Annotated in this window: 23 protein-coding genes; 12 read left to right on the plus strand and 11 right to left on the minus strand. The window is 39.6% G+C overall.

The annotated features are described in order from the left end of the window. Window positions 1–57: 57 nt before the first annotated feature. From M3P19_RS05890 to M3P19_RS05905, 4 genes are all read left to right on the plus strand, one after another. Window positions 58–1,176, plus strand: a complete 1,119-nt coding sequence (locus M3P19_RS05890; protein ID WP_249656705.1) for a GTP cyclohydrolase — start codon at window positions 58–60, stop codon at window positions 1,174–1,176. Between the two features lie 84 nt (window positions 1,177–1,260). Beyond that, window positions 1,261–1,704, plus strand: coding sequence for a DUF2059 domain-containing protein (locus tag M3P19_RS05895; RefSeq protein WP_249656706.1), 444 nt, complete (start codon window positions 1,261–1,263; stop codon window positions 1,702–1,704). Between the two features lie 126 nt (window positions 1,705–1,830). Next, the gene (locus M3P19_RS05900; RefSeq protein ID WP_249656707.1) at window positions 1,831–2,697 is read left to right on the plus strand and encodes an inositol oxygenase; all 867 of its coding nucleotides are present in this window, start codon (window positions 1,831–1,833) and stop codon (window positions 2,695–2,697) included. A gap of 3 nt (window positions 2,698–2,700) precedes the next feature. Next, complete coding sequence (locus tag M3P19_RS05905) at window positions 2,701–4,305, plus strand: solute:sodium symporter family transporter (RefSeq protein WP_249656708.1); 1,605 nt, start codon at window positions 2,701–2,703, stop codon at window positions 4,303–4,305. Here the strand turns inward: M3P19_RS05905 and M3P19_RS05910 are convergent, their stop codons facing one another. The 3 genes from M3P19_RS05910 to M3P19_RS05920 all read right to left on the minus strand — a co-directional run bounded on the left by M3P19_RS05910 (window position 4,306) and on the right by M3P19_RS05920 (window position 8,937). Continuing rightward, a complete protein-coding gene (locus tag M3P19_RS05910; RefSeq protein WP_249656709.1) occupies window positions 4,306–5,565 on the minus strand; it encodes a cysteate-C-fatty acyltransferase in 1,260 nt (419 codons plus the stop codon). Window positions 5,566–5,688: 123 nt separating this feature from the next. After that, window positions 5,689–6,729: a cysteate synthase gene (locus tag M3P19_RS05915; protein WP_249656710.1), complete on the minus strand. Its 1,041-nt coding sequence runs from the start codon at window positions 6,727–6,729 to the stop codon at window positions 5,689–5,691. A gap of 72 nt (window positions 6,730–6,801) precedes the next feature. Beyond that, window positions 6,802–8,937, minus strand: coding sequence for a S9 family peptidase (locus M3P19_RS05920; protein WP_249656711.1), 2,136 nt, complete (start codon window positions 8,935–8,937; stop codon window positions 6,802–6,804). 57 nt (window positions 8,938–8,994) lie between these two features. Between M3P19_RS05920 and M3P19_RS05925 the strand changes: the two genes are divergently transcribed. Then, entirely contained in the window at window positions 8,995–9,321 is a 327-nt protein-coding gene (locus tag M3P19_RS05925; RefSeq protein ID WP_249656712.1) for a YbaB/EbfC family nucleoid-associated protein, read from the plus strand. Here M3P19_RS05925 and M3P19_RS05930 read toward each other — a convergent pair whose 3' ends face one another. Beyond that, window positions 9,322–10,350: a threonine aldolase family protein gene (locus M3P19_RS05930; protein WP_249656713.1), complete on the minus strand. Its 1,029-nt coding sequence runs from the start codon at window positions 10,348–10,350 to the stop codon at window positions 9,322–9,324. Window positions 10,351–10,362: 12 nt separating this feature from the next. Next, window positions 10,363–12,765, minus strand: a complete 2,403-nt coding sequence (locus M3P19_RS05935) for a zinc-dependent metalloprotease (RefSeq protein ID WP_249656714.1) — start codon at window positions 12,763–12,765, stop codon at window positions 10,363–10,365. An 83-nt stretch (window positions 12,766–12,848) separates the two neighbouring features. Here M3P19_RS05935 and prfB point away from each other — a divergent pair. From prfB to M3P19_RS05950, 3 genes are all read left to right on the plus strand, one after another. Next, a protein-coding gene (prfB, locus tag M3P19_RS05940) for a peptide chain release factor 2 (protein WP_249656715.1) occupies window positions 12,849–13,947 on the plus strand; the annotation gives its coding sequence in 2 pieces (ribosomal slippage) (window positions 12,849–12,911 and window positions 12,913–13,947; 1,098 coding nt in all). A gap of 43 nt (window positions 13,948–13,990) precedes the next feature. Beyond that, a complete protein-coding gene (arsC, locus tag M3P19_RS05945; protein ID WP_249656716.1) occupies window positions 13,991–14,335 on the plus strand; it encodes an arsenate reductase (glutaredoxin) in 345 nt (114 codons plus the stop codon). Between the two features lie 43 nt (window positions 14,336–14,378). After that, entirely contained in the window at window positions 14,379–14,867 is a 489-nt protein-coding gene (locus M3P19_RS05950) for a hypothetical protein (protein WP_249656717.1), read from the plus strand. 30 nt (window positions 14,868–14,897) lie between these two features. Here M3P19_RS05950 and M3P19_RS05955 read toward each other — a convergent pair whose 3' ends face one another. Beyond that, the gene (locus tag M3P19_RS05955; RefSeq protein WP_249656718.1) at window positions 14,898–15,071 is read right to left on the minus strand and encodes a hypothetical protein; all 174 of its coding nucleotides are present in this window, start codon (window positions 15,069–15,071) and stop codon (window positions 14,898–14,900) included. A gap of 140 nt (window positions 15,072–15,211) precedes the next feature. On the opposite strand from M3P19_RS05955, the gene fumC reads away from it, so the two are divergent. Beyond that, window positions 15,212–16,609: a class II fumarate hydratase gene (gene fumC, locus M3P19_RS05960; RefSeq protein WP_249656719.1), complete on the plus strand. Its 1,398-nt coding sequence runs from the start codon at window positions 15,212–15,214 to the stop codon at window positions 16,607–16,609. A 73-nt stretch (window positions 16,610–16,682) separates the two neighbouring features. On the opposite strand, the gene M3P19_RS05965 is transcribed toward fumC, so the two are convergent. Next, window positions 16,683–17,570, minus strand: coding sequence for a hypothetical protein (locus M3P19_RS05965; RefSeq protein ID WP_249656720.1), 888 nt, complete (start codon window positions 17,568–17,570; stop codon window positions 16,683–16,685). Between the two features lie 169 nt (window positions 17,571–17,739). Here M3P19_RS05965 and M3P19_RS05970 point away from each other — a divergent pair, with 169 nt between their 5' ends. Both M3P19_RS05970 and M3P19_RS05975 read left to right on the plus strand, forming a co-directional pair. Next, window positions 17,740–18,516, plus strand: a complete 777-nt coding sequence (locus tag M3P19_RS05970) for an MBL fold metallo-hydrolase (protein ID WP_249656721.1) — start codon at window positions 17,740–17,742, stop codon at window positions 18,514–18,516. 66 nt (window positions 18,517–18,582) lie between these two features. Continuing rightward, on the plus strand, window positions 18,583–19,266 hold the full coding sequence (locus M3P19_RS05975; RefSeq protein ID WP_249656722.1) for a hypothetical protein: 684 nt from the start codon (window positions 18,583–18,585) through the stop codon (window positions 19,264–19,266). A 15-nt stretch (window positions 19,267–19,281) separates the two neighbouring features. On the opposite strand, the gene ettA is transcribed toward M3P19_RS05975, so the two are convergent. The 3 genes from ettA to M3P19_RS05990 all read right to left on the minus strand — a co-directional run bounded on the left by ettA (window position 19,282) and on the right by M3P19_RS05990 (window position 22,239). Next, on the minus strand, window positions 19,282–20,973 hold the full coding sequence (gene ettA, locus M3P19_RS05980; protein WP_249656723.1) for an energy-dependent translational throttle protein EttA: 1,692 nt from the start codon (window positions 20,971–20,973) through the stop codon (window positions 19,282–19,284). A gap of 33 nt (window positions 20,974–21,006) precedes the next feature. Beyond that, a complete protein-coding gene (locus M3P19_RS05985; RefSeq protein WP_249656724.1) occupies window positions 21,007–21,183 on the minus strand; it encodes a CAL67264 family membrane protein in 177 nt (58 codons plus the stop codon). Window positions 21,184–21,255: 72 nt separating this feature from the next. Continuing rightward, the gene (locus tag M3P19_RS05990; RefSeq protein ID WP_249656725.1) at window positions 21,256–22,239 is read right to left on the minus strand and encodes a Gfo/Idh/MocA family protein; all 984 of its coding nucleotides are present in this window, start codon (window positions 22,237–22,239) and stop codon (window positions 21,256–21,258) included. A gap of 65 nt (window positions 22,240–22,304) precedes the next feature. Between M3P19_RS05990 and M3P19_RS05995 the strand changes: the two genes are divergently transcribed. Beyond that, entirely contained in the window at window positions 22,305–23,933 is a 1,629-nt protein-coding gene (locus M3P19_RS05995) for an acyl-CoA carboxylase subunit beta (RefSeq protein WP_249656726.1), read from the plus strand. Here the strand turns inward: M3P19_RS05995 and M3P19_RS06000 are convergent, their stop codons facing one another. Next, a complete protein-coding gene (locus M3P19_RS06000; protein ID WP_249656727.1) occupies window positions 23,934–26,144 on the minus strand; it encodes a TonB-dependent receptor plug domain-containing protein in 2,211 nt (736 codons plus the stop codon). Between the last annotated feature and the right edge of the window lie 4 nt (window positions 26,145–26,148).

Genomic DNA, 26,148 nt, shown 5'->3' on the forward strand with positions numbered 1-26,148 from the left:
CATTTCATTTTTCTTCTACCAGATTATTCCTAATATTGGCCTTACAAACTCGTTTGCATGGTCACAGTAAAACAGGTACAGTCCAAAGTTGATTTAAAACAATTCGTAAAATTCCCATTTTCCATTTATAAAGGTTCTCCGTACTGGGTTCCGCCTATCATCAAAGATGAAATGGAAACCTTCAATTCAGAAAAAAACCCTGTATTCCAAAATGCAGAAGCTACATTCTTTCTAGCATATAAGAACAATCAAATTGTTGGTCGGGTTGCAGCTATTATAAATTGGCTGGAAGTCAAAGAACAAAAACTACTGAAAATGCGTTTTGGGTGGTTTGATTTTGTTGATGAACTTGAGGTATCAAAGGCTTTATTGGATAAAGTAGCCGAGATTGGCAAAAAGCACCAATTGGATTATATGGAAGGACCGGTTGGTTTTTCAAACCTTGATAAGGTGGGTGTTCTAATAGATGGTTTTGATCACATTGGTACCATGATCACTTGGTATAACCATCCCTATTATCAAAAACATTACGAACAACACGGCTTTGTTAAGGAAAAAGAATACTTGGAAAATAAGTTCCTATTTGCCAATGCGGACCCCAAGATTTTTGAAAAAGCCAATTTGTTGATTAAAAAAAGATATGGCCTTCGAGAACTTAATTTTACCAATAGCAAGGAAATTATGCCTTGGGTGGACAAAATGTTTGATCTCTTCAACAGTAGTTATTCCAGCTTGGCCTCATTTGTAAAAATCACCGATGTCCAAAAAGAATATTTCAAGGAAAAATATATCAGTTTTATCAATCCTGAATACATTAAGTTCATTGTAAATAGCGACGATAACCTGGTGGCATTTGCCATTGTGATGCCTTCCTTTTCCAAAGCGCTCCAAAAAGCGAATGGAAAATTGTTCCCAACCGGTGTCTTCCATCTATTAAAAGCAAAGAAACACAGTAAGGATGTTATTTTTTATTTAATTGGAATTCACCCAGATTTTCAAAATAAGGGAGTTACGGCCATTATTTTCAATGAATACTACAAAACCTTCATGAAGCGTGGTGTGATCAACTGTATTAGAACGCCTGAACTGGAAGAAAACGTGGCGATTCGTCAAATGTGGAAGCATTTTGACCCTGTGACGCATAAAAGACGTAGAACATTCAAAAAGCAACTTTAGTTTAACTCACATTTTATTTATAGCAACAATTTTGTGTATTGATTTTCGTTTTTGGCAGGATAACCTTTAACCAATTCTAACGTCATGATTAATCGTATTGTAGCAGTTATTTTTTTCGCATTACTTGGATTAACAACAAATGCCCAAGACCAAACCTATGAAGGTACACTTCAAAACTTGTTTGAAAAAAATGGTTCTTACGAGACTTTTCAAGTAGTGGTCGTACAGTTGTTTGATATGTATCGACAAAACTATAACGATGTTGATACAGAAACCTGGGATAAACTGGAACAGGAATTCAAAAATACTTCAATGTCCGATTTAGTGAGTCTCTTAACACCTGTCTATGAAAAATATTTGACCCAAGAGGATTTGCAGATTATGATCAACTTCTACGACAGTCCCACGGGTAAGAAATATGCCAAATACACCCCAACAATATCGCAGGAATCAATGGCAATTGGTCAAGAATGGGGCCTTCAAATCGGTCAAAAAGTTTTACAACGCCTTGAGGAAGAAGGGTTCTAACCTAATTCCAATTGGTACTTGATTAGTTTTATAACTAGTACACATTTATAAAAATTAGCACCATAGCTTGGAATTTGCACCGGGCTTATTTTCATATCTTTATAAGAATAAAACCTTGCTTTTCTTATGGAATTGAATAAAAAAGAACGAAAAAAAGCCCATGATTTAATGGAATTATGGGAGGATGATGTGCTAGAGAGATACCCTGAGGAAGGCAAAAAATCAAAGAAGGAATTTCGAAATTATGATAACCCTGCCCGAGATACGGTTCGAGAATTTTATCGCCAAAACCATAAGTACCAAACCTATGATTTTGTGCAAGAAAAGAAAAAGGAATTTCTGGGGCTAGATCGAAAACCCATGAGCTTATGGGATGCTGTTGAATACTTGAATACGCTTATTGACGATTCCGATCCAGACATTGATTTAGATCAAACCCAACATTTATTACAGACATCAGAAGCCATACGAGCAGATGGTCATCCCGATTGGTTTGTTTTGACCGGGTTTCTTCATGATTTAGGTAAAGTATTATGCTTATACGGGGAACCCCAATGGGCAGTGGTTGGCGATACGTTTCCTGTTGGTTGCAAATTCTCAGATAAAATTGTTTACCCAGAATTTTTTGATGCCAATCCTGACAATACCAATGAACGTTTCAACACCAAATTGGGCGTTTATGAGGAAAATTGCGGTTTGAATAATGTAGATATGTCTTGGGGACATGATGAATATTTATATCATGTCATGAAAGATTATTTACCCCAGGAAGGCCTGTATATGATTCGCTATCACAGTTTTTATGCACAACATAGGGAGCAGGCATATAATCATTTGATGGACAAACATGATCATGAAATGTTTAAATGGGTAGACAAATTCAACCCCTATGATTTGTATACTAAAGCTCCAGTGCGTCCCAATGTGGATGAACTGAGGCCCTACTACGAGGATCTAGCCTCAAAATTCTTACCGGATACTATTCGATTCTAGTGAATGGTACAGTTTCTTGGATTTTTGGTTTTCACTGGTTTTGTTGCAGCTTTTTCAAGTTGGAAGCTCCGTAAAGACCGTTTGTCCACAAAAGATGGGTATTTTCTAGGAGGTCGGAGTTTGACGGGAATCGTAATCGCTGGTTCCCTCCTATTGACCAATATTTCCACAGAACATTTGGTTGGAATGAATGGTGATGCCTATAAGCATGGTGCAATTATAATTGCTTGGGAGGTAACGTCAGCATTGGCTTTGGTAGCTGCTGCTTTATATTTCGCGCCACGCTATCTTAAAATGGGATTAACCACAATTCCAGAATTTTTAGAGAAACGGTTCGATGGATTGACGCGAACGATTATCGCATTATTATTGATTGTTTCTTTCGTTTCCACACTTCTTCCCATTGTTCTATATTCTGGCGCAATCAGTATTGAGCAAATCTTCGATATTTCCAACTTATTAGGGATAGCGCAGCGTGAAGGACTATGGTTAACCGTTGTGGTGGTTGGTGGAATTGGAGCAATCTATGCCATTTTTGGTGGATTGAAAATGGTTGTTTATACAGATACCATTAATGGTATAGGTCTATTAATTGCGGGAATTTCAATTCCCATACTAGCATTATGGGATATTGGGGATGGAAACGTTCTTGAAGGTTTTCAATCCGTATACCAAAAGATTCCAGATAAATTCAATGTTATCAGTGATGAAAATTCAATTGGGCAAGGATCCAGAGATGCCATAATGCCTTTTGGTGTGTTGTTTACCGGGTTGATTATCAATCAGCTCTATTTTTGGACCATGCATCAATCCATAATACAAAGAGCCCTTGGTGCCGTGAGCTTAAAAGAAGCACAAAAAGGATTACTCTACACGGGTTTACTTAAAATCTTGATTCCGCTGATCATTGTTCTCCCCGGGATTATCGCATTCTATTATTTTAACGATCAATTTTTCACCCAAAAAGAGTTGGTATACCCGAGTTTGGTTAAAAAAGTACTACCGATCTGGATGACCGGATTTTTTGTGGCGGTTCTCATGGGGGCCATTTTAAGCACATTCAATAGCGCATTGAATAGCGCAGCAACCATATTCAGTCTAGGGATTTACAAACGCTACATCAATACGAACGCTTCTGATGCCTCTTTAGTGAAGATAGGAAAATCCACATCCGCCTTGCTCGCTGTTTTCGCCATTGGTATTGCACCCTTTGTAGCTTTTGCCCCAAGAGGTCTTTATCAATTACTACAGCAACTTAATGGCATATTCTTCATTCCTATGGCCACAGTGATCCTAGCTGGATTTTTTCTTCCAAAAGTTTCGGCAATTGGAGCAAAAGTTGGTTTACTGTTTGGGCTGCTATTTTATGTAAGTGTTAATTTTATTTTTAAAATAGACCTACATTACGTCCATATCTGGGGACTGGAGTTTATTTTGAACATTGGAGTTATGCTATTGGTTTCCAGATGGTACCCGAGAATCAACACTTTTAAAATCACAGATGTTGGGGTTGTGGATATAATCCAATGGAAATATGCCAAAGTCTTCAGTATACTACTCGTAATACTGACCTTGGCCGTCTATATTGGCTTGGGTAAAATTACCTGATTATTCGCCCATAGCTGCTGCTACAGCCGCTGACAATCTTTTATAGGTACCGTTTTGCAATCGCTCGCGGATTCCTGAGAATGCCTCCAAGGTTTCCTGTATATCATCCAAGGTATGTGTAGCAGTGGGTATCAATCGTAATAATATCAATCCTTTCGGAATAACAGGATAAACTACGATAGAACAGAAAATCCCATAGTTTTCTCGAAGGTCTTTTACCAAGGCCATCGCTTCAGGAATACTTCCATTTAAATAAACAGGCGTAACACAACTGGAAGTTGTTCCAATATCGAACCCTCTTTCTCGAAGGCCGTTTTGTAATGCATTTACATTTTCCCAAAGCTTCGCCTTAAGTTCTGGGCGCGTACGAAGCATATCCAATCGCTTCAAGGCACCTTTAACGTAAACCATTGGTAAGGATTTGGCAAACATTTGCGACCTTAGATTGTATTTTAGGTATTCAATAATTTCCTTGTCGGCAGCAACAAATGCACCAATACTGGCCATAGATTTTGCAAATGTGGCCAAGTACACATCAATTTCATCCTGTACACCCTGCTCCTCACCAGCTCCTGCACCTGTCTTTCCAAGCGTACCAAAACCATGGGCATCATCAACCAACAATCGAAACTTGAATTTTTTCTTTAGTTCAACAATTTCCTTCAAGATTCCTTGCTCACCCCGCATTCCAAAAACACCTTCGGAAATCACCAAAATACCACCTCCAGTTTCAGTAGCTAGTTTTGTTGCCCTTTCCAAGTTCTTTTCAAGGCTTTCCGGATCGTTATGTTTGAAGGTAAATCGCTTTCCTACATGCAAACGCACACCATCAATGATACAGGCATGACAATCCACATCGTAAACAATAATATCATCCTTAGCTACCAAGGCGTCTATTACCGACATGAAACCTTGATAACCAAAATTCAATAGATAGGAAGATTCTTTATGCACAAAAGCGGCCAATTCTTGCTCTAATTGCTCGTGGTAATCCGTATGGCCACTCATCATACGAGCTCCCATAGGGTACGCCGAACCGTGCTCAAGGGCAGCATCGCCGTCTACTTTTTTAATTTCTGGTAGGTTTGCCAATCCCAAATAATCATTGATACTCCATGTAATGACATCCTTTCCTTGGAATTTCATTCGGTTAGAGATAGGTCCTTCCAATTTAGGGAATACAAAATACCCTTCAGCCTGCGACGCCCATTTTCCCAAAGGCCCTTTATTCTCAATGATTCTATCAAATAAATCTCTCATCTACCTTAAAATTAATTCAACTGCAAAAATATATATTTTTAGCAAGCCCGCACAATGAAATGCGGACATAAAAAAACAGCAACATTGGAATGTTGCTGTCTTTGATCTATGACAACATCTGTTTTACTTGATGTACTCTACTTTTTCAGGGGTTTCAGCATTCTGTATATCGAAAAAACCTTGGTTTTCCATCCAGTCATTACTGTAAACCTTGCTCATATATCGTGAACCATGATCCGGGAATATTACTACCACATTACTGTCCTTAGTAAATTCACCTTCCATGTTCAATTGATGTAGGGCCTGCATTGCAGCTCCACTTGTATAACCAACGAACATACCTTCTGTATGCGCTATTTTACGCGCCATATGGGCACTTTCACCATCGGTTACCTTAATGTACCTGTCAATACTATTAAAGTCTGTTGCAGCAGGTATCAGGTTCTTGCCCAAACCTTCTATTCGATATGGATATACCTCATTATGGTCAAATTCACCCGTTTCATGGTATTTTTTCAAAACAGAACCATAGGCATCCACACCAAGTACCCTAACTTCTGGGTTTTGCTCTTTTAAATATCTTGCAATACCAGAAATGGTGCCACCTGTTCCACTACAAGCAACTAAGTGCGTTATTGCTCCATTAGTTTGATTCCAGATTTCAGGACCTGTTGTTTTATAATGGGCTTCAATATTCAACGCATTGAAATATTGATTGATGTATATAGAATTTTCAGTTTCGCTGTGTAAACGTTTGGCTACCTCATAATAAGATCTGGGATCATCAGCACTAACATGAGCTGGGCATACATAGACCTTAGCTCCCATTGATCGTAACATATCAATCTTATCTGGTGAGGACTTAGAGCTAACAGCCAAAATACATTTGTATCCTTTAACAATGCTAACCATTGCCAAGCTAAAACCCGTGTTCCCTGAAGTAGTCTCAATGATGGTACTTCCAGGTTTCAGGATGCCTTTACGTTCAGCTTCCTCAATAATATAGGCCGCAATCCTGTCTTTTGAGGAATGCCCTGGGTTGAAAGCTTCAACTTTGGCATAAAAATTACCCGTAAGTGAATCAGTGATTTTGTTAAGTCGAACAAGAGGGGTATTTCCAATTAATTCAAGAATATTGCTATGCGCACTTATCTGTTTTTTCATAACTGGGTTTAGGTAAGGGGATTTGATGTACTTGTCAACAAGAAATCCGCGACAAAAATAACATTTTTTATTTTAAGGTATCTTTCCTTCCAAATCTAGGATAAAGGCATACTCTTTTGCGGTTTCCTTCAAAGCTTCAAACCTTCCGGAAGCCCCACCGTGACCTGCATCCATATTTGTGTCCAGGAAAAGTAGGTTCTCATCCGTTTTTAACTCCCGTAGTTTCGCTACCCATTTTGCTGGTTCCCAATATTGGACTTGTGAATCATGCAACCCTGTTGAAACATATAGATTAGGATAGGCGGCCGGAGCTACGTTGTCGTATGGCGAGTAGGATTTCATATAATCGTAATACTCTTTTTCATTTGGGTTTCCCCATTCGTCATACTCTCCTGTGGTCAATGGGATGGAATCGTCCAACATAGTGGTTACGACATCTACAAAAGGTACAGCGGCTATTACACCCTTGTACAATTCAGGATTAAGATTAACTATCGCGCCCATTAATAGTCCGCCTGCTGAACCGCCGCTTGCATACAAGTGTTGTGGGCTCGTGTAGGATTCTTCAATCAAAAATTTAGAGCAGTCCACAAAATCCGTGAAGGTGTTTTTTTTGTGTAATAGTTTTCCATCTTCATACCATTTTCTTCCCAAATACTCCCCTCCCCTAACATGTGCTATGGCATAAATAAAACCACGATCCAATAAACTCAATCGTATGGAGGAAAAATAGGGATCAATAGTGCTTCCATAAGAACCATAAGCATACTGTAGTACAGGACTACTCCCGTCAAAATCCACATCCTTATGATAAACCATTGAGATAGGAATTTTGGCGCCATCACGTGCTGTGGCCCAAACTCGCTTAGTTCTGTAATTATCCTTATGGAATTTACCTCCTAATACCTCTAGTTCTTTAAGTATTACTTCCTGCTGCGTCTCCATATCGTATTCGATAATGGCATAGGGCGCACCCATTTCATTGTAATAGTATCTGAATTTATCAGTATCAAAGTCCACGTTGATTGAAGGTCCGGCAACATAGGTTTCACTTTCAAAGGGTAAATAATAGGACTCGCCTGACCATTTAGAGATTTTTAAGCGATTCAAACCATTTTCACGTTCTGAAAGCACATAATAATCCTTGAAGATCTCAATGTCCTCCAGAAGTACATCTTCCCTATGTGGAATAAATTCTTGCCAATTTTCCGCCTGTGTCCGCACATCGTAGGTTTGCATCAACTTAAAATTGGTGGCATTGTCCTTGTTTGTAAGGATATAAAACCTGCCGTTGTAATGCGAAATGGAGTATTCCATACCTCTTTCCCGTGGCGAGAACACCTTAAACTCACCTTCTGGATTGTTGGCATCCAAAATTTGATATTCTGATGTCAAGGTGCTGGACGACCCTATTACCAAGTATTTTTTGGATTTGGTTTTATAAACAAAGGTGTTGAATGTAGAGTCCTTTTCATGAAAAACAAGAACATCTTCCTCTGCCTGTGTGCCCAGCCGATGTCTATAAATTTTATCTGCCCTTAATGTAACCGGGTCCTTTTTGGTGTAGAAAAGATGTTTTCCATCGTTGGCCCATACTGAACTACCGGTAGTATTTTCAATTTTATCGGAATAAATCTCTCCAGAACCAAGGTTCTTTATTTGAATGGTGTACTGTCTGCGTGAAACGGTATCTGTAGCAAAGGAAGCCAATTTATTATCCGGACTGACAGAGATACCTCTAAGATTGAAAAACTCATGCTCTTTGGCCATTTGATTGCAATCAAACATCAGTTCTTCTTCTGCCTCCAGTGATTCTTTTTTGCGTAAAAACAAGGGATATTCCTCACCTTTCTGATACTTGGTTATATACCAATATCCATTGTATTTATAGGGAACGGAATTATCATCTTCTTTAATCCTCGACTTCATTTCATTGAAAAGCTCCTCCTGAAAACCTTTGGTGTGCTTGGTCATTTCCTGATAATATGCATTTTCGGCATTCAGGTAGTCCAGCACTTCTTGGTCCTCCCTATTGTTCATCCAATAGTAATCGTCTATTCTGACGTCCCCGTGCTTTTCAAGTTGTTTTGGCTGTTTTTTGGCTACCGGTGGTGCAATATCCATAGGTCTCTTGATTTCTTTTTTACAAGCGGCTGCAAAAATAAGACATATCCAAAGACAAAATAAGGGTAAAGCTGACGGTTTCATTCTTTAAAAAGTTTCACCAAATTATTAATTTTAACGCTTTAAAAGCAGTACAAGTATATGTTTGGAGATATAATGGGCATGATGGGCAAGCTCAAAGAGACCCAAGAAAAGGTAAAACAGACCAAGGAAAGGCTAAATAGTGTATTGATAGATGAGCAATCTTCCGATGGTAAACTGAAAATTACTATCACGGCCAATCGGGAAATTAAATCCATTGAAATGGATGAAACACTTCTTCAGGACAAGGAACAATTAGAGGATTATCTTGTACTTACACTGAACAAAGCCATTGAAAAAGCTACAAATGTCAATGAAACCGAGTTGGCGGCGGTGGCAAAAGATGGAATGCCCAACATACCTGGCATGGATTCCTTTTTTAAGTAATCAATCACCTATACGCTTGATAACTTCAAGGAAATGCCCATGCATTTCCTCTGTATAGTCCAGATGGGTAACTATGCGTAGTTTTCCTTGACCCATACCAATTATGGATATTTTGTTTTCCGTCAATTTTTGAAGAAACACCTCAGAACTCATTTTGGCTTCATCTAGTTCAAAAATGATGATATTGGTTTCTATGGGTTCCACTTTTGCGACAAAATCAAGTGTTTCCAATACTTTGCCGATTTCGGCTGCTTTTCTGTGGTCTTCTGCTAAACGTTCCACATGATGATCCAATGCATAAGAGGCTGCAGCGGCCAAAAATCCAGACTGTCGCATTCCGCCACCTAGAATTTTTCGAATTCTCAGAGCACTATCCATAAGTGCAGAGCTACCTACTAAAACAGAACCTACCGGACAGCCAAGTCCCTTACTGAAACAGACACTTATCGTATCAAAAAGGTTACCATATTTTTTTGGATCTTCTGCTTTGGTAACAAGCGCGTTCCAAAGGCGAGCACCATCCAAATGATACGCTAAGTCATTGCTTGCACAAACTTGCTGGATTTTTTCCAATTCCTTAAAGTCCCAACAAGCACCTCCACCTTTGTTGGTGGTGTTTTCAATACATACCAAAGAGGTTAATGGGCTATGGTAAAAATCCGGTGGATTAATTGAAGCGGCCACTTGTGCAGCTGTCATCATTCCTCTATTACCATCAACCAGTCTGCAGGAAACTCCACTATTGAAACTCGCCCCACCACCTTCATAATTGAAAACATGGGCATATTTGTCACAGATCAATTGCTCTCCTGGCTGTGTATGTAGTTTTATTGCCGTTTGATTTGCCATGGAACCACTTGGAAAAAACAAAGCGGCTTCCATACCGAAGTATGATGCTACTTTTTCTTCTAGGGCATTCACGCTGGGGTCATTTTTAAACACGTCATCGCCTACTTCGGCATGCATCATAACCTCCAACATTTCTGGCGTTGGTTTGGTGACCGTATCACTGATCAAATTGATTTCCATAAATTCCGGATTTTAGTGCATACAGTCCATACCGATAGGAGATCCATCTGGTATTTTTGGTACGGGAATCACTTTAAACTTGTTTGGAGCATTCGTGAAAGCATCAATTCGTCTTACCAATTCCGCTGAAACCGCATTTTTATCCGAACTTAACAAGTCGGAGCGCAAATTCCGCAACGCAGTATTGGCGATGGCATTTACCTGTGGATGCACATTTTTGTGGGCAGCTAGGTTCATCATATGATAAAGCACCCTAAAATTTATGGTTTGTTGCACTTCCTGTAGATAGGTATCCCGATGTGTTTCATCAAATGTGCCTTTAACAAGTGTTTCCAAAACTTCAGCCAATCCAAGTTGATCGGTATCCAAACTTTTTTGTTGGATCAATCTTGAAGCACGTTCCGGATGCAATACTAGTCCTAAAGTCATGTCGGCCGCAGTTTCTGACGCGGACAGGGCATCAAAACTTACTCCAGTTCTTCCTTTAAAGGATTCCCGAGTCTTTCCGTAGCCAATGGCTCTAGGTGGGAACAGTGCCAGTTTTTCTTGGGGTATTGCAATTTCGCTGGCATTTAATGTTCGTAATATTGTTTTCAAAGCGTTTTCTTGGCTAGCAACACTTATTGGGTAAACTGTTCGCTGTCCATCTCCTTTAACTGAATAATTGTAATCCAATCCGCCTATCAATTTGGATACCGCTTCGGTCTGATATCTATGGAAAAAATACAAAGGAGCGAAGACGTCTTCCAAAACAGAATTTGGTTCACCTGTACGTATGTTGTCTATTGAAAAATTGGCTATGGCCGTATTACGAATTGCCATCACATCATTAAGTTCCTGAGACGCATTTCTGCCATTATCCCATAAATGTGCCAATGCATGGGCGCCTCCACGTGGCCTGGCATCTTGATCCGATATATACCTAAGTCCATCGTCCTGCGCTTTCTTCAATATTGCATTAAGTCCCTCTTTCTCGTCGGTTCCATTTGGAAAATGGGAATACGAATAAGCAACCGTTACCTTGTCCCAATCCCCTATTCCAGTGGCATAAGCATTTGAAAAATCAATAACTCCATCGTTTAATTTAAACTGAGGATGGGGATAATCCATCACTGATGCACGATTGTTGGTACTGGCAGCGAAATTATGCGCAAAACCCAAGGTGTGTCCTATTTCATGAGCCGAAAGTTGTCGAATTCTAGCCAAAGCCATTTCCAACATGGGCTCGTAATTATCATCTCGCTCTGCAAAAGGTTTGTTCATTAAAGCTTGCGCTATCAAAAAGTCTTGCCTGATTCTAAGACTGCCTAAACTTACATGCCCCTTAATAATCTCTCCTGTGCGAGGATCGGTCACACTGCTACCGTAGCTCCAACCTCTAGTGGAACGATGCACCCATTGAATCACATTGTATCGCACATCTAACGGATCAGCATCATCAGGCAATATTTTCAATTGAAAGGCATCCTTATACCCTATTGCTTCAAAAGCCTGGTTCCACCATCTACCACCTACCAGAAGCGCTGAGCGTACAGGTTCCGGAGTTCCGTTATCTAGATAATACACAATAGGTTCAACTGCTTCGCTAACAGCTGCGTTAGGATTCTTCTTTTCCAATCTATGACGCGTAACATAACGTTTAAGAATGGATTCCTGAACCGGGGTTGCATAATCATAATAGGAAAAAGGATAGGATCCACTTCGAGGGTCATACACTCTTTTTTCATAATCGTCATCAGGAAGCTCAATCAATGAATGATGTTGTGCTACTGTAACCAATCCAGGGTTTGGAGTAACAGAACGAATATAATCACCCTCAGGATTTCCTTTAAATGTCAAGGTAATATCAAACTCCACATTTTTTGGAAACGCCTTTGTCCTTTCAAAAGCCAATGCACTTTTGGACTTATCTAAAGCATAAGACCCTTGCTTTGTTCTTTTCAGGCGTGTACTAACGCCATGTGCATCACGCATCAAAAAGTCCGTCAAATCAATTAGGTAACTCCCTTTGGATTCCTCTTCTATCTTAAATCCATGAAGCACGGACCTTGCAAATGCCTGTTCCACGGATTTACGCTCCAAATCATTATCCGTAAGCGCCCTAAATGTCATATTGGGCTGTATCAGGAGTAGTTTATTCCCAGCTTTTTCAAAAAAGACTACTTGTTCATTGCCCAATTGACCACGATCCAATCCAATATCATTGCTTCCTATTCCGCTGCTTAGGGAATAGACGTATAGAAACTCCTTGTTCAGTTCATCAACCTGCAGATATATCTTATCCGATGTGTCATCATAATAGAAATTGAAATATCCACTGAATTTTTGAAAATCCTTCGTTTTATCAAAGTCCTGAGCTAAAACGAATGGACTACAAACGAGTGTTGTTAGGAGGGCTAAAAAGTAATTTTTCATATCTAAATATAGTTCTAGCTAAAATTATATAAATTTCGTTGCTTGACTGCACTGAAAGTTTAAATTTGCCTGAAATATTTTCTATGGTTACTACAGATCAGCATAAGGATCTTATTGAACGCCTTGGTGCGTTAAGGAGGTATCTTTGACATTGATGCCAAACTTATTGAAATAGAAAACGAGGAGGAGAAAACTGCAGCTCCCGGCTTCTGGGATAACCCTCAGGAAGCACAAATACAGATGCAAGCCTTAAAATCGAAGAAAAAGTGGGTTGAAGATTACAACACTGCTGATTCTCTAGTTGGGGACTTGGAGGTTTTGATGGAGTTCCAGCAGGCCGGCGAAGTCGAAGAGGGAGAATTGGAATCCCATTTTGAAAAAACACTTGAGCTTATAGAAAACCTGGAGTTCAAAAATATGTTATCCGAGGAAGGAGATGAGCTGACCGCTGTATTGCAGATCACAGCTGGTGCAGGGGGTACAGAAAGCTGTGACTGGGCTTCTATGTTGATGCGGATGTATTTGATGTGGTGTGAAAAAAACGGGTATAAAGTAAAAGAGCTGAATTATCAGGAAGGCGACGTAGCTGGTATTAAAACAGTTACCCTACAAATTGACGGAGAATTTGCCTTTGGTTGGTTAAAAGGTGAAAATGGGGTACATCGCTTGGTTCGCATATCCCCTTTTGACAGTAATGCAAAAAGACACACTTCATTTGCCTCTGTTTATGTGTATCCTTTGGTTGATGATACGATAGAAATAGACGTAAATCCATCGGATATTGAAATCACTACGGCGCGATCTAGTGGAGCAGGCGGGCAAAATGTAAACAAGGTTGAGACCAAGGTTCAGCTGGTACATAAACCAACTGGCATCCAAATATCCTGCTCGGATTCAAGATCCCAGCACGACAACCGTGCCACGGCGATGAAAATGTTGAAATCCCAACTTTATGAAATTGAGCTTCGCAAAAAGCAGGAAGCACGTGCGGAGATAGAATCTTCAAAAATGAAAATTGAATGGGGTTCCCAAATTCGAAATTATGTGATGCATCCCTATAAATTGGTAAAGGATGTACGGACAAGTGAGGAAACAGGTAACGTTGATGCCGTAATGGATGGTGAAATCAATCCGTTTTTAAAAGCCTTTCTAATGATGATGGGACAAAAGGAAGAGCATTAAAATAACCTAGTTTAGGTAACCCTTAAAAGCAATAAAAAAGAAGATGATAAAAATCTATCATAACCCAAGATGTAGAAAATCTAGAGAAGGTCTGGAATATCTGGAAAAATCAGGTGCCGAATTTGAAATGGTACGGTATTTGGAAGAGGTACCAACAAAAGAAGAACTTACCACCTTAATCGGTTATCTAGGAATTTCCCCTGAGGAGTTAGTTCGAAAAAATGAAACTATTTGGAAAGAACAGTATAAAGGCAAAAGCTTGTCTGATGCTGAAATTATTGAAGCCATGGTCCAAAATCCAAAGCTGATAGAACGTCCTATAATTGTAAAGGAGAATAAAGCTGTTGTTGGAAGACCTGCAGATAAAATCAGTATCTTGCTGGATTAGATAAAGAATTGAGGTACAGTACCAAAGAAAAGAACCAATACCCATGAAAAAAACACAAACCATTTATTTACTGGCCACTTTGCTTTGCCTCTTGTGCGTAAATGATCTATTTGCACAATATGGCTATGGTAACCGTTATGGTTACGGCAATAGATATGGTTATGGAAGGCAACGAAGCATAATCCCGCAAGGCCCAGAAGAACCTAAGAAAGCTGAGCCACTTACCGCGGATGAAATTGTGGATTTGGAAATGCCGACGATTACAGAAGAACTGGGTTTAGATCCATTTGAGCAGGCAGTGGTTCGTACTGTCTTGACAAAATCCATACAACAGAGCATAGAGTTGCAAATTTTGGAGTTGGAGCCACAAAAGATGAAGGAGGAGATTGAAAAAATCAGGGAAAGGCAAGATGCTGAATTAAAGGCCGGTTTACCCGAGGAGAAATACCAAGCTTATCTGGTTTTGCAGGAAAACAAGTTCAAGGCTTCCAAAAAGAAGAAAAAGAAAAAGAAGAAAAAGAACAAGGAATAAAAAAGCCCCAATATGGGGCTTTTTCTTTATCTATTCGTTTCGTTTCGCCTTTCTGGCTTCACGTCTTTCTTGAAACATTTCCTTAAGGTTACCTATTAACCAATAAGGGACAACAAAAGTCAATAAAAATATCATCAACCAAAATCCAATGGTCAAGATGGTTAAAAATGCTAGAAATCCTAAATATTGATCAAATTCGAACATGGTTATTGCTTTTGTTTGGCAAAGATACCTTGATTTGCTTAAAAAAAACAAATCTCCATTCAAAAAAAGTTCTAATGTGTAAATGTCATGTAAAATAAACCTACGAACCCCTAAATTTGCATATCATTAAAAATAATACAATGAGTTTCAGAATCGAGAAAGACACAATGGGGGAAGTTAAGGTCCCATCGGATAAATATTGGGGCGCGCAAACCGAGCGTTCCCGCAATAATTTTAAAATTGGAGCACCAGGCTCCATGCCTGTGGAAGTCGTATATGGATTTGCCTATCTAAAAAAGGCCGCCGCATATACCAACCATGAATTAGGTGTTCTTTCCGTTGAAAAAAGAGATTTAATTGCGCAAGTATGTGATGAAATCCTGGAAGGGAAACATGATGATCAATTTCCACTGGTAATTTGGCAAACGGGCTCTGGAACGCAAAGTAACATGAATGTGAATGAGGTTGTGGCCAATCGTGCTCATGAGATTGCTGGTAAAATCATTGGTGAAGGTGAAAAAACCATCCAACCCAATGACGATGTCAATAAAAGTCAGTCTTCCAATGATACCTTCCCAACAGGTATGCATATTGCTGCGTATAAAAAAATTGTTGAAGTTACCATTCCCGGGGTAGAACAACTTCGAAACACTTTAGATAAGAAAGCCAAGGAATTCAAGGACGTGGTAAAAATTGGACGTACCCATTTAATGGATGCTACTCCTTTGACTTTAGGGCAAGAGTTTTCCGGATATGTATCGCAATTGGACCACGGTTTGAAGGCCCTGAAAAATACACTCCCCCATTTAAGTGAATTGGCACTTGGTGGCACTGCCGTTGGTACAGGATTGAACACACCTAATGGTTATGATGTTTTGGTTGCAAAATACATCGCCCAATTTACTGGTCAACCATTTATTACTGCTGAAAATAAATTTGAAGCGTTGGCTGCTCATGACGCTATAGTAGAAAGCCATGGTGCGTTAAAACAATTGGCGGTATCGCTTAATAAAATAGCCAATGACATACGAATGATGGCTTCCGGCCCTCGTTCAGGAATCGGTGAAATCATTATTCCCGCCAATGAGCCAGGAAGTTCAATCATGCCTGGAAAAGTCAATCCTACACAATGTGAGGCGCTGACCATGGTATGTGCCCAAGTAATTGGTAACGATGTTGCCGTTTCTGTTGGAGGAACACAAGGACATTATGAATTAAATGTATTCAAACCAATGATGGCCGCCAACATTCTACAATCAGCCCAATTAATTGGAGATGCTTGTGTTAGTTTTGAAGCGAATTGTGCTGTTGGTATTGAACCTAACCACGATGTGATTAAAACCTTATTGAACAATTCCTTGATGTTAGTTACCGCCTTAAATACTAAAATAGGGTATTACAAGGCCGCTGAAATTGCCAATACCGCACATAAAAATGGTACCACCTTACGTGAAGAAGCGATTAATCTGGGTTATGTAACGGCAGAAGAGTATGATGAATGGGTTAAACCCGAAGATATGGTTGGGAGTTTGAAATAATCAAACTGAGACCAATGAAAAAAGCCCGATCCATTACAGATCGGGCTTTTTTATGAAATGTGGATAGTGTATACTATTTTAAAGTAAACTTGGAAGTACCTAGAAGCTTCAATTTACCGTCATAAACATTTACCATATAATTTCCTTTCTGGAAGTTGGATGCTGGTTTGTTGATGAAGTCACAAACATCCAAGGAACTGTTTTCATAGTAGAAGTTGGTGCCTTTGCTATATGAGATAGAAGCACCATCATCATTTGCTTTAGAGAAGCTATCTCCCAAAACATTTCCTTGAGGATCCAAAACTTCAATAAAGAACTCACGATCTCCAGCTTCTGCAATAACATTGTCGGCAACAGTAAAGCATACTTTAAATTTGTCAGTAGCTTTAGCTCTGGAAGTGGAAACCAATTTCCCGCTGTTTCTTTCTCTTACCGCATCAACAGTAAAGGTAGAAAGACTTAGAGCAGAGCCTCTTTCAACGGCATCAGCCAATTGCGTATTCTGTACAACTAAAGAATCGTTGAATACGGTTTGCTTTTCCAATTCTACAAACGTGCTATCTCTCTGCATAGCCAACAAAGTGTTGGATGTAGTCAAAGAATCCACTTGCTTCATTAGTTTTTCTCTTTCAGCCTTAAGTACGCTTACTTGTCTTCTGTATCTTGATAAAGTAGCAATATCAGCTTTCATAGCAGATACTGAATCAATATACTTAGCAATATTGTCTCTTGCAGCTACCAACTCTTCATTGGTTGCATTGCTTTCCAAAATTGCTTTGTCATATTCTGATTTAAGGTTATTTAAATCCTCAACAACCAATTCCTTTTCCTGTGTAAGTGCATTGGTGGTTTTTTTCTTATCCTGGTAAAGGCTAACTGTATAGATGATGGTTCCTAAAAGAATTACCCCAAGCAATCCTGCTATTACCTTTAATCCGTTGTTACTTTTTGTTTCCGTCATAACTTTTAAATTAATTGATCTTGCTATTAAGTGTATTAATCAATTGTGTTCTGAGTTATATACGCATTAGTTTCCCGTTTGGATTTCTTTAGGACATTTATTGCTAAAAAAATATTTGGGAATCAGACAGATGTGCTAATTTTAAAGGGCTTATTAAATAATAAATCTTGTGAAAAAATTATCAACTATTTCAATTTTCATTCTATTGATTCTGTTTGGCTGTAAGGAAAAGAGTAGAAACCAAGAAAAATCCGATGCTATAGTTGAGCATGCAGAAAACATTAAAATAATTCCAATAGAACATGCGACGGCTGTGTTGGAGTGGAACGATATCACTATTTATATAGATCCCGTAGGTGGTAAACAAGCCTTCATTAATCAAAAAGAGCCAGATTTGATTTTAATAACGGACATCCATGGTGATCATTTTGATGTAAATACACTAAAAGAACTTAATACCGCAAACGCCAAAATAATGGTTCCACAAGCCGTGGCAAATGGTATTCCTTCAGAATTTACACCACAAATTGATGTGTTGAACAATGGCGATTCAAAAGAACGGTATGGTATTACGGTTGAAGCTATTCCAATGTACAATCTACGTGAGGAAGCCTTAAAATTCCATAAAAAAGGAAGAGGAAATGGTTATGTGCTTAATATAGACGGACAACGTCTCTATTTTTCAGGGGACACAGAGGACATTCCAGAGATGCGCGCACTAAAAAACATTGACAAGGCATTTGTATGTATGAACCTGCCTTACACAATGAACGTAGCCAGCGCAGCAGATGCTATACTTGAGTTTGAGCCAAAAGAAATCTACCCGTATCATTACAGAGGCAATCCAAATGTAAGCAACGTAAAGGAATTTAAAGCGTTGGTAAACCAAAAAAATCAGAATATCAAAGTAGTTCAATTGGATTGGTACCCTAATGACAATTTTTAAGTCCATAAAATAACATTGGACTCTTTTCGTTAAACTACAAGTACCAACCCAAATCAGTACTTAACCATGACCAACAAGCACTTCCCCCTGTTTGTTCTGCTATGTTTAGTTATAGCGAACATTTCCTTTGCTAGTCAATGCGATAATTTTTATGCAAAAATCACCTATGGGCTCAGCCATACCAAAAAGGCTTTGACTGCCACGAATTTTGAGCATCAAATGTATTATGCTGAGCGTGCCCTGACTGCACTTGAAAAATCCGAAAGTTTTATGGCCGAATGCGGATGTGAAAAAACGGTGGAAAAACGTTTGGATGCTATGGAAGCATTGAATAGGGCCATTGAACCTGTTGATTGGGATGCTGGCCGTTATTATTCCAAAAGGTCTCAAGGATTAATAAATGAGATTATCACCATGCTGGATGAATGCACCTTAGGTACAACTCCTGATTTTGTCGTAGAAGATAGTGCAGATACTACATTGGAACATGAAGCGTATGCCGATCCCCAGGAAAACAAAGCATCGCTTGAGCAGGAAATGATTACTGTATTTGAAAAACACGCACAAGATAAATTGAGCAACACTGAAAAAGCACTTGCCCAATTAATTGCACTGGCTAAATCCATAAACGCCCAAGATTCAAATGAATCAACTGATCCCAACAGTTTAGCGTTTCATCAAAAGGCATATCTGGAAAAAGCCAAAAAAATACTCAACGAGGGATTAGAATCCCTTGAAGACCGTAAATAATCCGTTGGTCGGTTCTTAACGAATCAACTTTTTGTATTTGATACGCTTAGGCATTATATCCGTGCCTAGGCGTTTCTTTTTATTTTCTTCATAATCGGAAAACGAACCTTCAAAGAAATAAACCTGTGAATCGCCTTCAAAAGCAAGGATATGTGTACAAATCCTATCTAAGAACCATCTGTCGTGGGAAATGATCACCGCGCAGCCCGCAAAATTCTCTAATCCTTCTTCCAAGGCTCTGAGTGTATTCACGTCCAAATCGTTGGTAGGCTCATCCAAAAGCAATACGTTACCTTCTTCCTTGAGCGTCATAGCCAAATGCAAACGGTTCCGTTCACCTCCAGATAGCATGTTCACTTTCTTGTTTTGCTCACTGCCAGAAAAATTGAATCGACTTAAATATGCCCTGGAGTTGACCTGTTTTCCACCCATCATTACCAACTCCTGACCATCACTGAAGTTTTCCCAGATGGTTTTATTTGGGTCAATATCAGAATGACTCTGGTCAACATAGGCTAATTTGGCTGTGTCACCTACACTGAACTCGCCCTTATCCGGCGATTCTTGGCCCATGATCATTCTAAAGATTGTTGTTTTACCGGCACCATTTGGACCAATTATACCTACAATTCCTGCTTGTGGAAGATTGAAGTTCAAATCTTCATACAACAATTTATCGCCATAGGCCTTACTTACACCGGTGGCTTCAATCACATTGGTTCCAAGTCGAGGGCCATTTGGAATATAAATTTCCAATTTCTCCTCCAATTGTTTTTGGTCTTGGCTAAGTAATTTATCGTAGTTTTTTAAACGGGCTTTTTGTTTGGTTTGCCTTCCCTTTGCACCTTGCCGCACCCAATCCAGCTCACGTTCCAGCGTTTTTTGACGCTTGGAGGCTTGTTTGCTTTCTTGTGCCAGGCGTTTTGCCTTTTGGTCCAACCATCCCGAATAATTGCCTTTCCACGGTATACCTTCTCCCCTATCCAATTCCAATATCCATCCCGCAACATTGTCTAAAAAATAACGGTCGTGCGTAACAGCAATTACTGTGCCCTTGTATTGTGCCAAGTGGTGTTCCAACCAATGAACCGATTCCGCATCCAAGTGGTTGGTAGGTTCATCTAATAATAAAACATCCGGTTCACGAAGTAGCAATCTACAAAGCGCTACACGTCTTCGCTCACCGCCTGAAAGCACCCCGATTTTCTTATCTCCCTCAGGAGTCCGCAATGCATCCATCGCAATCTCCAGTTTGGTATCTAACTCCCAAGCATTAGCGGCATCGATTTTATCTTGCAATGCGGCCTGCTTGTCCATAAGTTTTTGCATCTTATCTGCATCCTCATAAACTTCGGGCAAGCCGAACATATCATTGATCTTATTGTACTCATCCAGAATAGCAACAGTTTCTGCCACCCCTTCCTTGACCACCTCAAGGACTGTTTTCTCCTCATCCAACTGTGGTTCCTGCTCCAAATAACCAACAGTATAACCAGGCGAAAACACCACATCTCCTTGAAAGTTCTTATCAACCCCTGCTATTATTTTCAGTAAGGTTGATTTTCCTGAACCATTCAATCCCAAGATGCCTATTTTGGCACCATAGAAAAAGCTCAGATAAATATTTTTAAGGACAGGAGTGTTTGCCGTTTTAAACGTCTTAGTGACGCCGGACATAGAAAAAATAACCTTCTTATCGTCTGACATTAGGTAAATGTTTAATAAAGTGAAATACGGAAATTAGACCCGGCCTTTAAGCGCATTAAAAACCCATGCGATAGCGAAGAAACCTACCCCAACTGAGGCAAATCCATAACCTGCCACTTCATCATATTTAAAAGCCCCTAGTGCGATCATGCCCAAACCTACTAGAATCATAATCCAAGTAGCCCAGGCCAGCACTGTATTTTTGTTCATTCCCATATCATTAGTTCAGTAGAATCTCAAATATCGTAAAAAATGTACGAATGCAAAATGGAATTGCTCAAGTTAGTTCTCAAAAGGAAAGCTGATTCCCGTAGTTTGGCGAATTTTATCCATCAACGCCACCAAATCCATGCTGTTTTTGTGAGACCATAATGGGCTCTCTTTCAAATTATTGAACAAGCAATGGTGCACATGTTCAATTTCATACACAAAGCCATTTCCCTGAGTTGGCAATTCAAAGGAATTCACTTCATCTTTTACTTGAAGAGTAAAACCTTGTGCTTCATGCCATCTTGGCTGGATGAAAACATTCCCATTGGTACAGGAAATTTCTGCTTCCATTTTAGAATTGCTGGTAAGGCCACTATACAATACAGCTTGTGCATTTTTGTATTGAAACAGCATAGAAGTCTGGATTTCGGTACCATTGTCGTGGAATTTTGATTTTGCCAAAATTTCTTCTGGATAACCCATCAGGAGGTAAGCCAAAAAAATAGGATAAATACCGATATCCAAGAGCGAGCCCGATGCTAAATTCAAATTCAAGACCCGCGAATCTTCTCCCCTATCCATTCCGTAAAATGCAAAATCAGCATGCAGATACGAAATAGCGCCTAACTCGCCTTTATCCAGCAGTTCTTTGACCTTTAAAATGGTAGGATTGAACCTGGACCATAAGCCCTCCATGAAAAATACGTCATGGGCCTTGGCAGCTTCAATCATTTCTTGAACTTCCGCTTGATTGATTCCTGCAGGCTTCTCACAAAGTACATGCAAGCCATTGGCCATGGCCTTTATGCTCAAGTCCTTATGAAAATTATGGGGTGTTGCTATATAGACAATGTCCACAGTACCAGATTCAAATAATGCATCATAACTGTCAAACGCATGTTTGGCACCATATTCATCCGCAAATTGCCTTGCTTTTTTAAAGCTTCTACTCGCCACGGCAGTAATTTCGGCATCTGCTATCAACAGTAAATCAGAACTGAATTTACGAGCGATATTCCCGGGACCGATTATGCCCCATTTTATTTTTGACTTCATATGCAATCAAAAGTAATGATTATAACTCCTTATCTTTAGCCATAAGAAGAATTGGCATAAGTACTATGGATTTAAACTTCAATAAAAACGAAGATCACAATAAATTAAAACTCTCTGAATTACGTAAAAAATTGTCCCAAGTTAAGCTTGGGGGCGGTAAAAAACGGATAGAAAAACATCATGCCAAAGGCAAAATGACTGCGCGAGAGCGAATCGATTATTTGTTGGATGATGATTCCGATTCCATTGAAATTGGTGCATTCGCTGGCGATGGAATGTATGAGGAACATGGAGGTTGTCCAAGTGCTGGCGTGGTAGTTAAGATTGGCTATATCCAAGAGAAACAATGCGTTGTTGTTGCTAATGATGCCACTGTAAAGGCTGGGGCCTGGTTCCCAATTACAGGAAAGAAGAACCTACGCGCCCAAGAGATTTCCATAGAAAATAAATTACCAATTATTTATTTGGTGGATAGTGCTGGGGTTTATTTACCAATGCAAGATGAAATATTCCCGGACAAAGAACATTTTGGTAGGATCTTTAGAAACAATGCGGTGATGAGCAGCATGGGCATAACACAAATTTCGGCGGTGATGGGGAGCTGTGTGGCTGGAGGAGCATATTTGCCAATCATGAGCGACGAAGCATTGATTGTGGACAAAACGGGCAGTATCTTCTTAGCAGGTAGCTATTTGGTGAAGGCGGCAATAGGAGAAAGTATTGATAACGAAACCCTGGGCGGTGCAACTACACACTCAGAAATAAGTGGTGTTACGGATTACAAGGCAAAAGATGATAAGGATGCCTTGGATAAAATCAAGAATATCGTTGCTAAAATCGGGGCATTTGAAAAAGCGGGGTACAATCGAGTAGAAAGTACGCCACCCATGGAAAGTGTTGATGATATTTACGGTATTCTTCCAAAATCCAGAAGTGACCAATACGATATGCTTGAAATTATCAAAAGGTTGGTGGACAACTCTGAATTTGAACAATACAAAGAAGGTTATGGCAAGTCCTTATTGACTGGGTATGCCAGAATTGATGGATGGGCCGTAGGTATAGTTGCCAATCAGCGAAAGGTTGTCAAAACCAAAAAGGGGGAAATGCAGTTTGGTGGGGTCATTTATTCCGATTCTGCGGATAAGGCGACCCGCTTTATTGCCAATTGCAATCAAAAGAAAATCCCTTTGGTGTTTCTACAGGATGTGACTGGATTTATGGTTGGTAGTAAAAGTGAACATGGCGGAATCATTAAAGATGGTGCTAAAATGGTCAATGCCGTCAGTAATTCCGTGGTTCCAAAATTTACCGTGGTAATTGGAAATAGTTATGGGGCTGGTAATTATGCCATGTGTGGAAAGGCGTATGATCCAAGATTGATTGTTGCATGGCCAAGTGCTGAATTGGCGGTAATGAGCGGCAATTCTGCTGCTAAAGTATTGCTCCAGATTGAAAAAGCTTCGCTTGAAAAAAATGGAGAAGTATTGGATGGTGAAAAGGAAAAGGCTCTTTTTGATAAAATCAAACAACGATACGATAACCAGATTTCACCTTACTACGCAGCTGCCAGACTATGGACCGATGCAATTATTGATCCAAAGGATACAAGAAAATGGATCTCGATGGGAATTGAGGCTGCAAACCATAATCCATCCAGTAAAAAATTCAATATGGGGGTTCTACAGGTGTAGTCATGAAGCCGTAAACTTGGCAAGTTGCTGTTCTTCGCCCGCCTCATGAAGTCGTACCAAAAACTCCTCACTGCGTTGATTGGGCTTGCCAAAATTATACTGAACAGTGCATTTTAGAAAAGTAGGAATGCTATTCCCTGATGTTCTATTGCCCAAGTAGGTCACATTTAAAATCCATTCACCAACGGTATCCGGTCCTACAATCTCAAATTGTTCGCTACTAAAACCGTGTTGCAATTCATCCAATATTCGCTTTTTGTCACTAGTATCCGTATGCTCCCAATTAAAAAACCGTTTTTGTGGATTTACGAACTGAACGACGAATTCAGAATCTGGATTGCTCCATTCCAAGACCACACGCGCATTGTACGTAAGATTATTTCGATAGGCATTGTCCACCTTGGATAGGTCCAAATTGTTCTTTTGTTGATTCACCAAATTGCGGAGTTCAGTGCCCATTAATTTTTCAACTCCCATAAAATTCAAGGCCGGATTCGCAGACCCATCAACAATGCGATGAGAAAGTGTTAAGGCTTCTTGGTAGTTGCCACTTTCCTTTTGGGCCAACGCCAAATCCATATAGGATTGGATTTTGTTTCCATATTCTGCTACCATCCGTTCGGCTATCAATACTGCCATTTCATAATTGCCATTTTCACGAGATTTTAAATAGGTAGCTCTTAGCTCCTCATAACTCGAATTTGATTTTTCCAATACATTGGATAGAATACGCATACCGAGTTCTGGACTGGAGGTATGGAAAAAGTTGGATACGTCCACAAGGTATTCCGGTAAATTCGAATAGTTATTCCGTTGTTTCAAATAAATCTGATATGCTTCCTTTAAGGATTTGCCATTTTTAAGTTCCTTTAAATACGGCGTAACCAATTCTTTTTTATTGACTTTTAATTTACCATCGTACACATTGTTGGTCAATCGGGCCAAGTCTCTTTTTTCACCATTTGGACCTTTGACTAAAGCTGTTTTTGTGGTTATCAATAACACCCCGTTTGCTCCCATACTACCAAACCGATTAGTGGCTGCAAGTCCTTTTAAAACCGTTATTTCAGCAATGTTTCTTGGATCTATGAAATTAGTATTGGACAGGCTACTGGATCTTGAAGTATCATTGCTTCTTGTTGGTGGGTCATCCAATAATCCTTGCGAACTGGAACTTGCTCTTCTTGTGGGCACACCATCAATGACAATAAGTCCATAATTACTTCCTAAAATGGAGTTGCTTGGCCGCATCACAATTTGGCTCAAATCGTCATTTTGACCTAATCTGACACCCGAAAATTTGCCTTGTATTGCTCTGTTTCCATCGGTAGCTGCATCAGGAATTACCTCTTCGGTAATGGACTGCACGGCATACCCCACTTTGTCCTTGTTTTCCTTTCCAAAAGCTGTCGTAATCTCCTCGGGCTTTACCTCCACTTCTTCAGTCACGACAACTTCATCCAATACAATTCCGGAGTCATCAAACGTGAAGCTTAATGCTTGACTATCGCCCAACAATTGCTCTTTTATGATATTGCCATAGGAAAGTACCAAGGTTTCTCCTTTTTCCGCTTCAATCTGAAAACCACCGTTAGTATTTGTTTTGACCTTGTTCTCTGGGTTTTCTTTGGAATGTACCGATACATCTGCTAAGCCGCTGGTGCCATTGTACACAGTTCCAGAATATGCTACTTTATTTAATGCAGTAGTATCCTTTAATGCTAGGTTAACCAAATTACCATTATTTACAATGGCCAAAAGGTTCAATGTGGCACGATCAAAATCTTTTTTACTATTGATAATATATACTTCGCCTTGAAAACTAGGGGCCGAAGTTCCCAAGTTTTGGTTACCATCCGTAAATATCAAAACTTCATCACCGCTCACATAATTTCCCAATTTAGCATAGGAAGTACCCCCATCATAATCCGCCCTACTTAATCTTTCCTTTAAAGATGACCAATTACCAGAATTCACTGTAAAACCTTCTTTTTCTTGTACATCGTTGCTGAAAGTCAATATATCAACATTGGCATCTTGCAATGTTTTAAAGTAGGCATCCAAAAAGTAAAATTCCTTCTCTAAATTTCTATCCTGCATGGAATGCGAAACATCCCAGCACAATGCCACTTTTTTTGGAGCTTGTGCGGTAATTGTGGACATTCCCGCAAATAGAAATGCCACAAATAAACAAATATTGTTTTTGGTCATTATC

It is taken from the genome of Flagellimonas spongiicola, assembly GCF_023502425.1.
GTDB lineage: Bacteria > Bacteroidota > Bacteroidia > Flavobacteriales > Flavobacteriaceae > Flagellimonas > Flagellimonas spongiicola.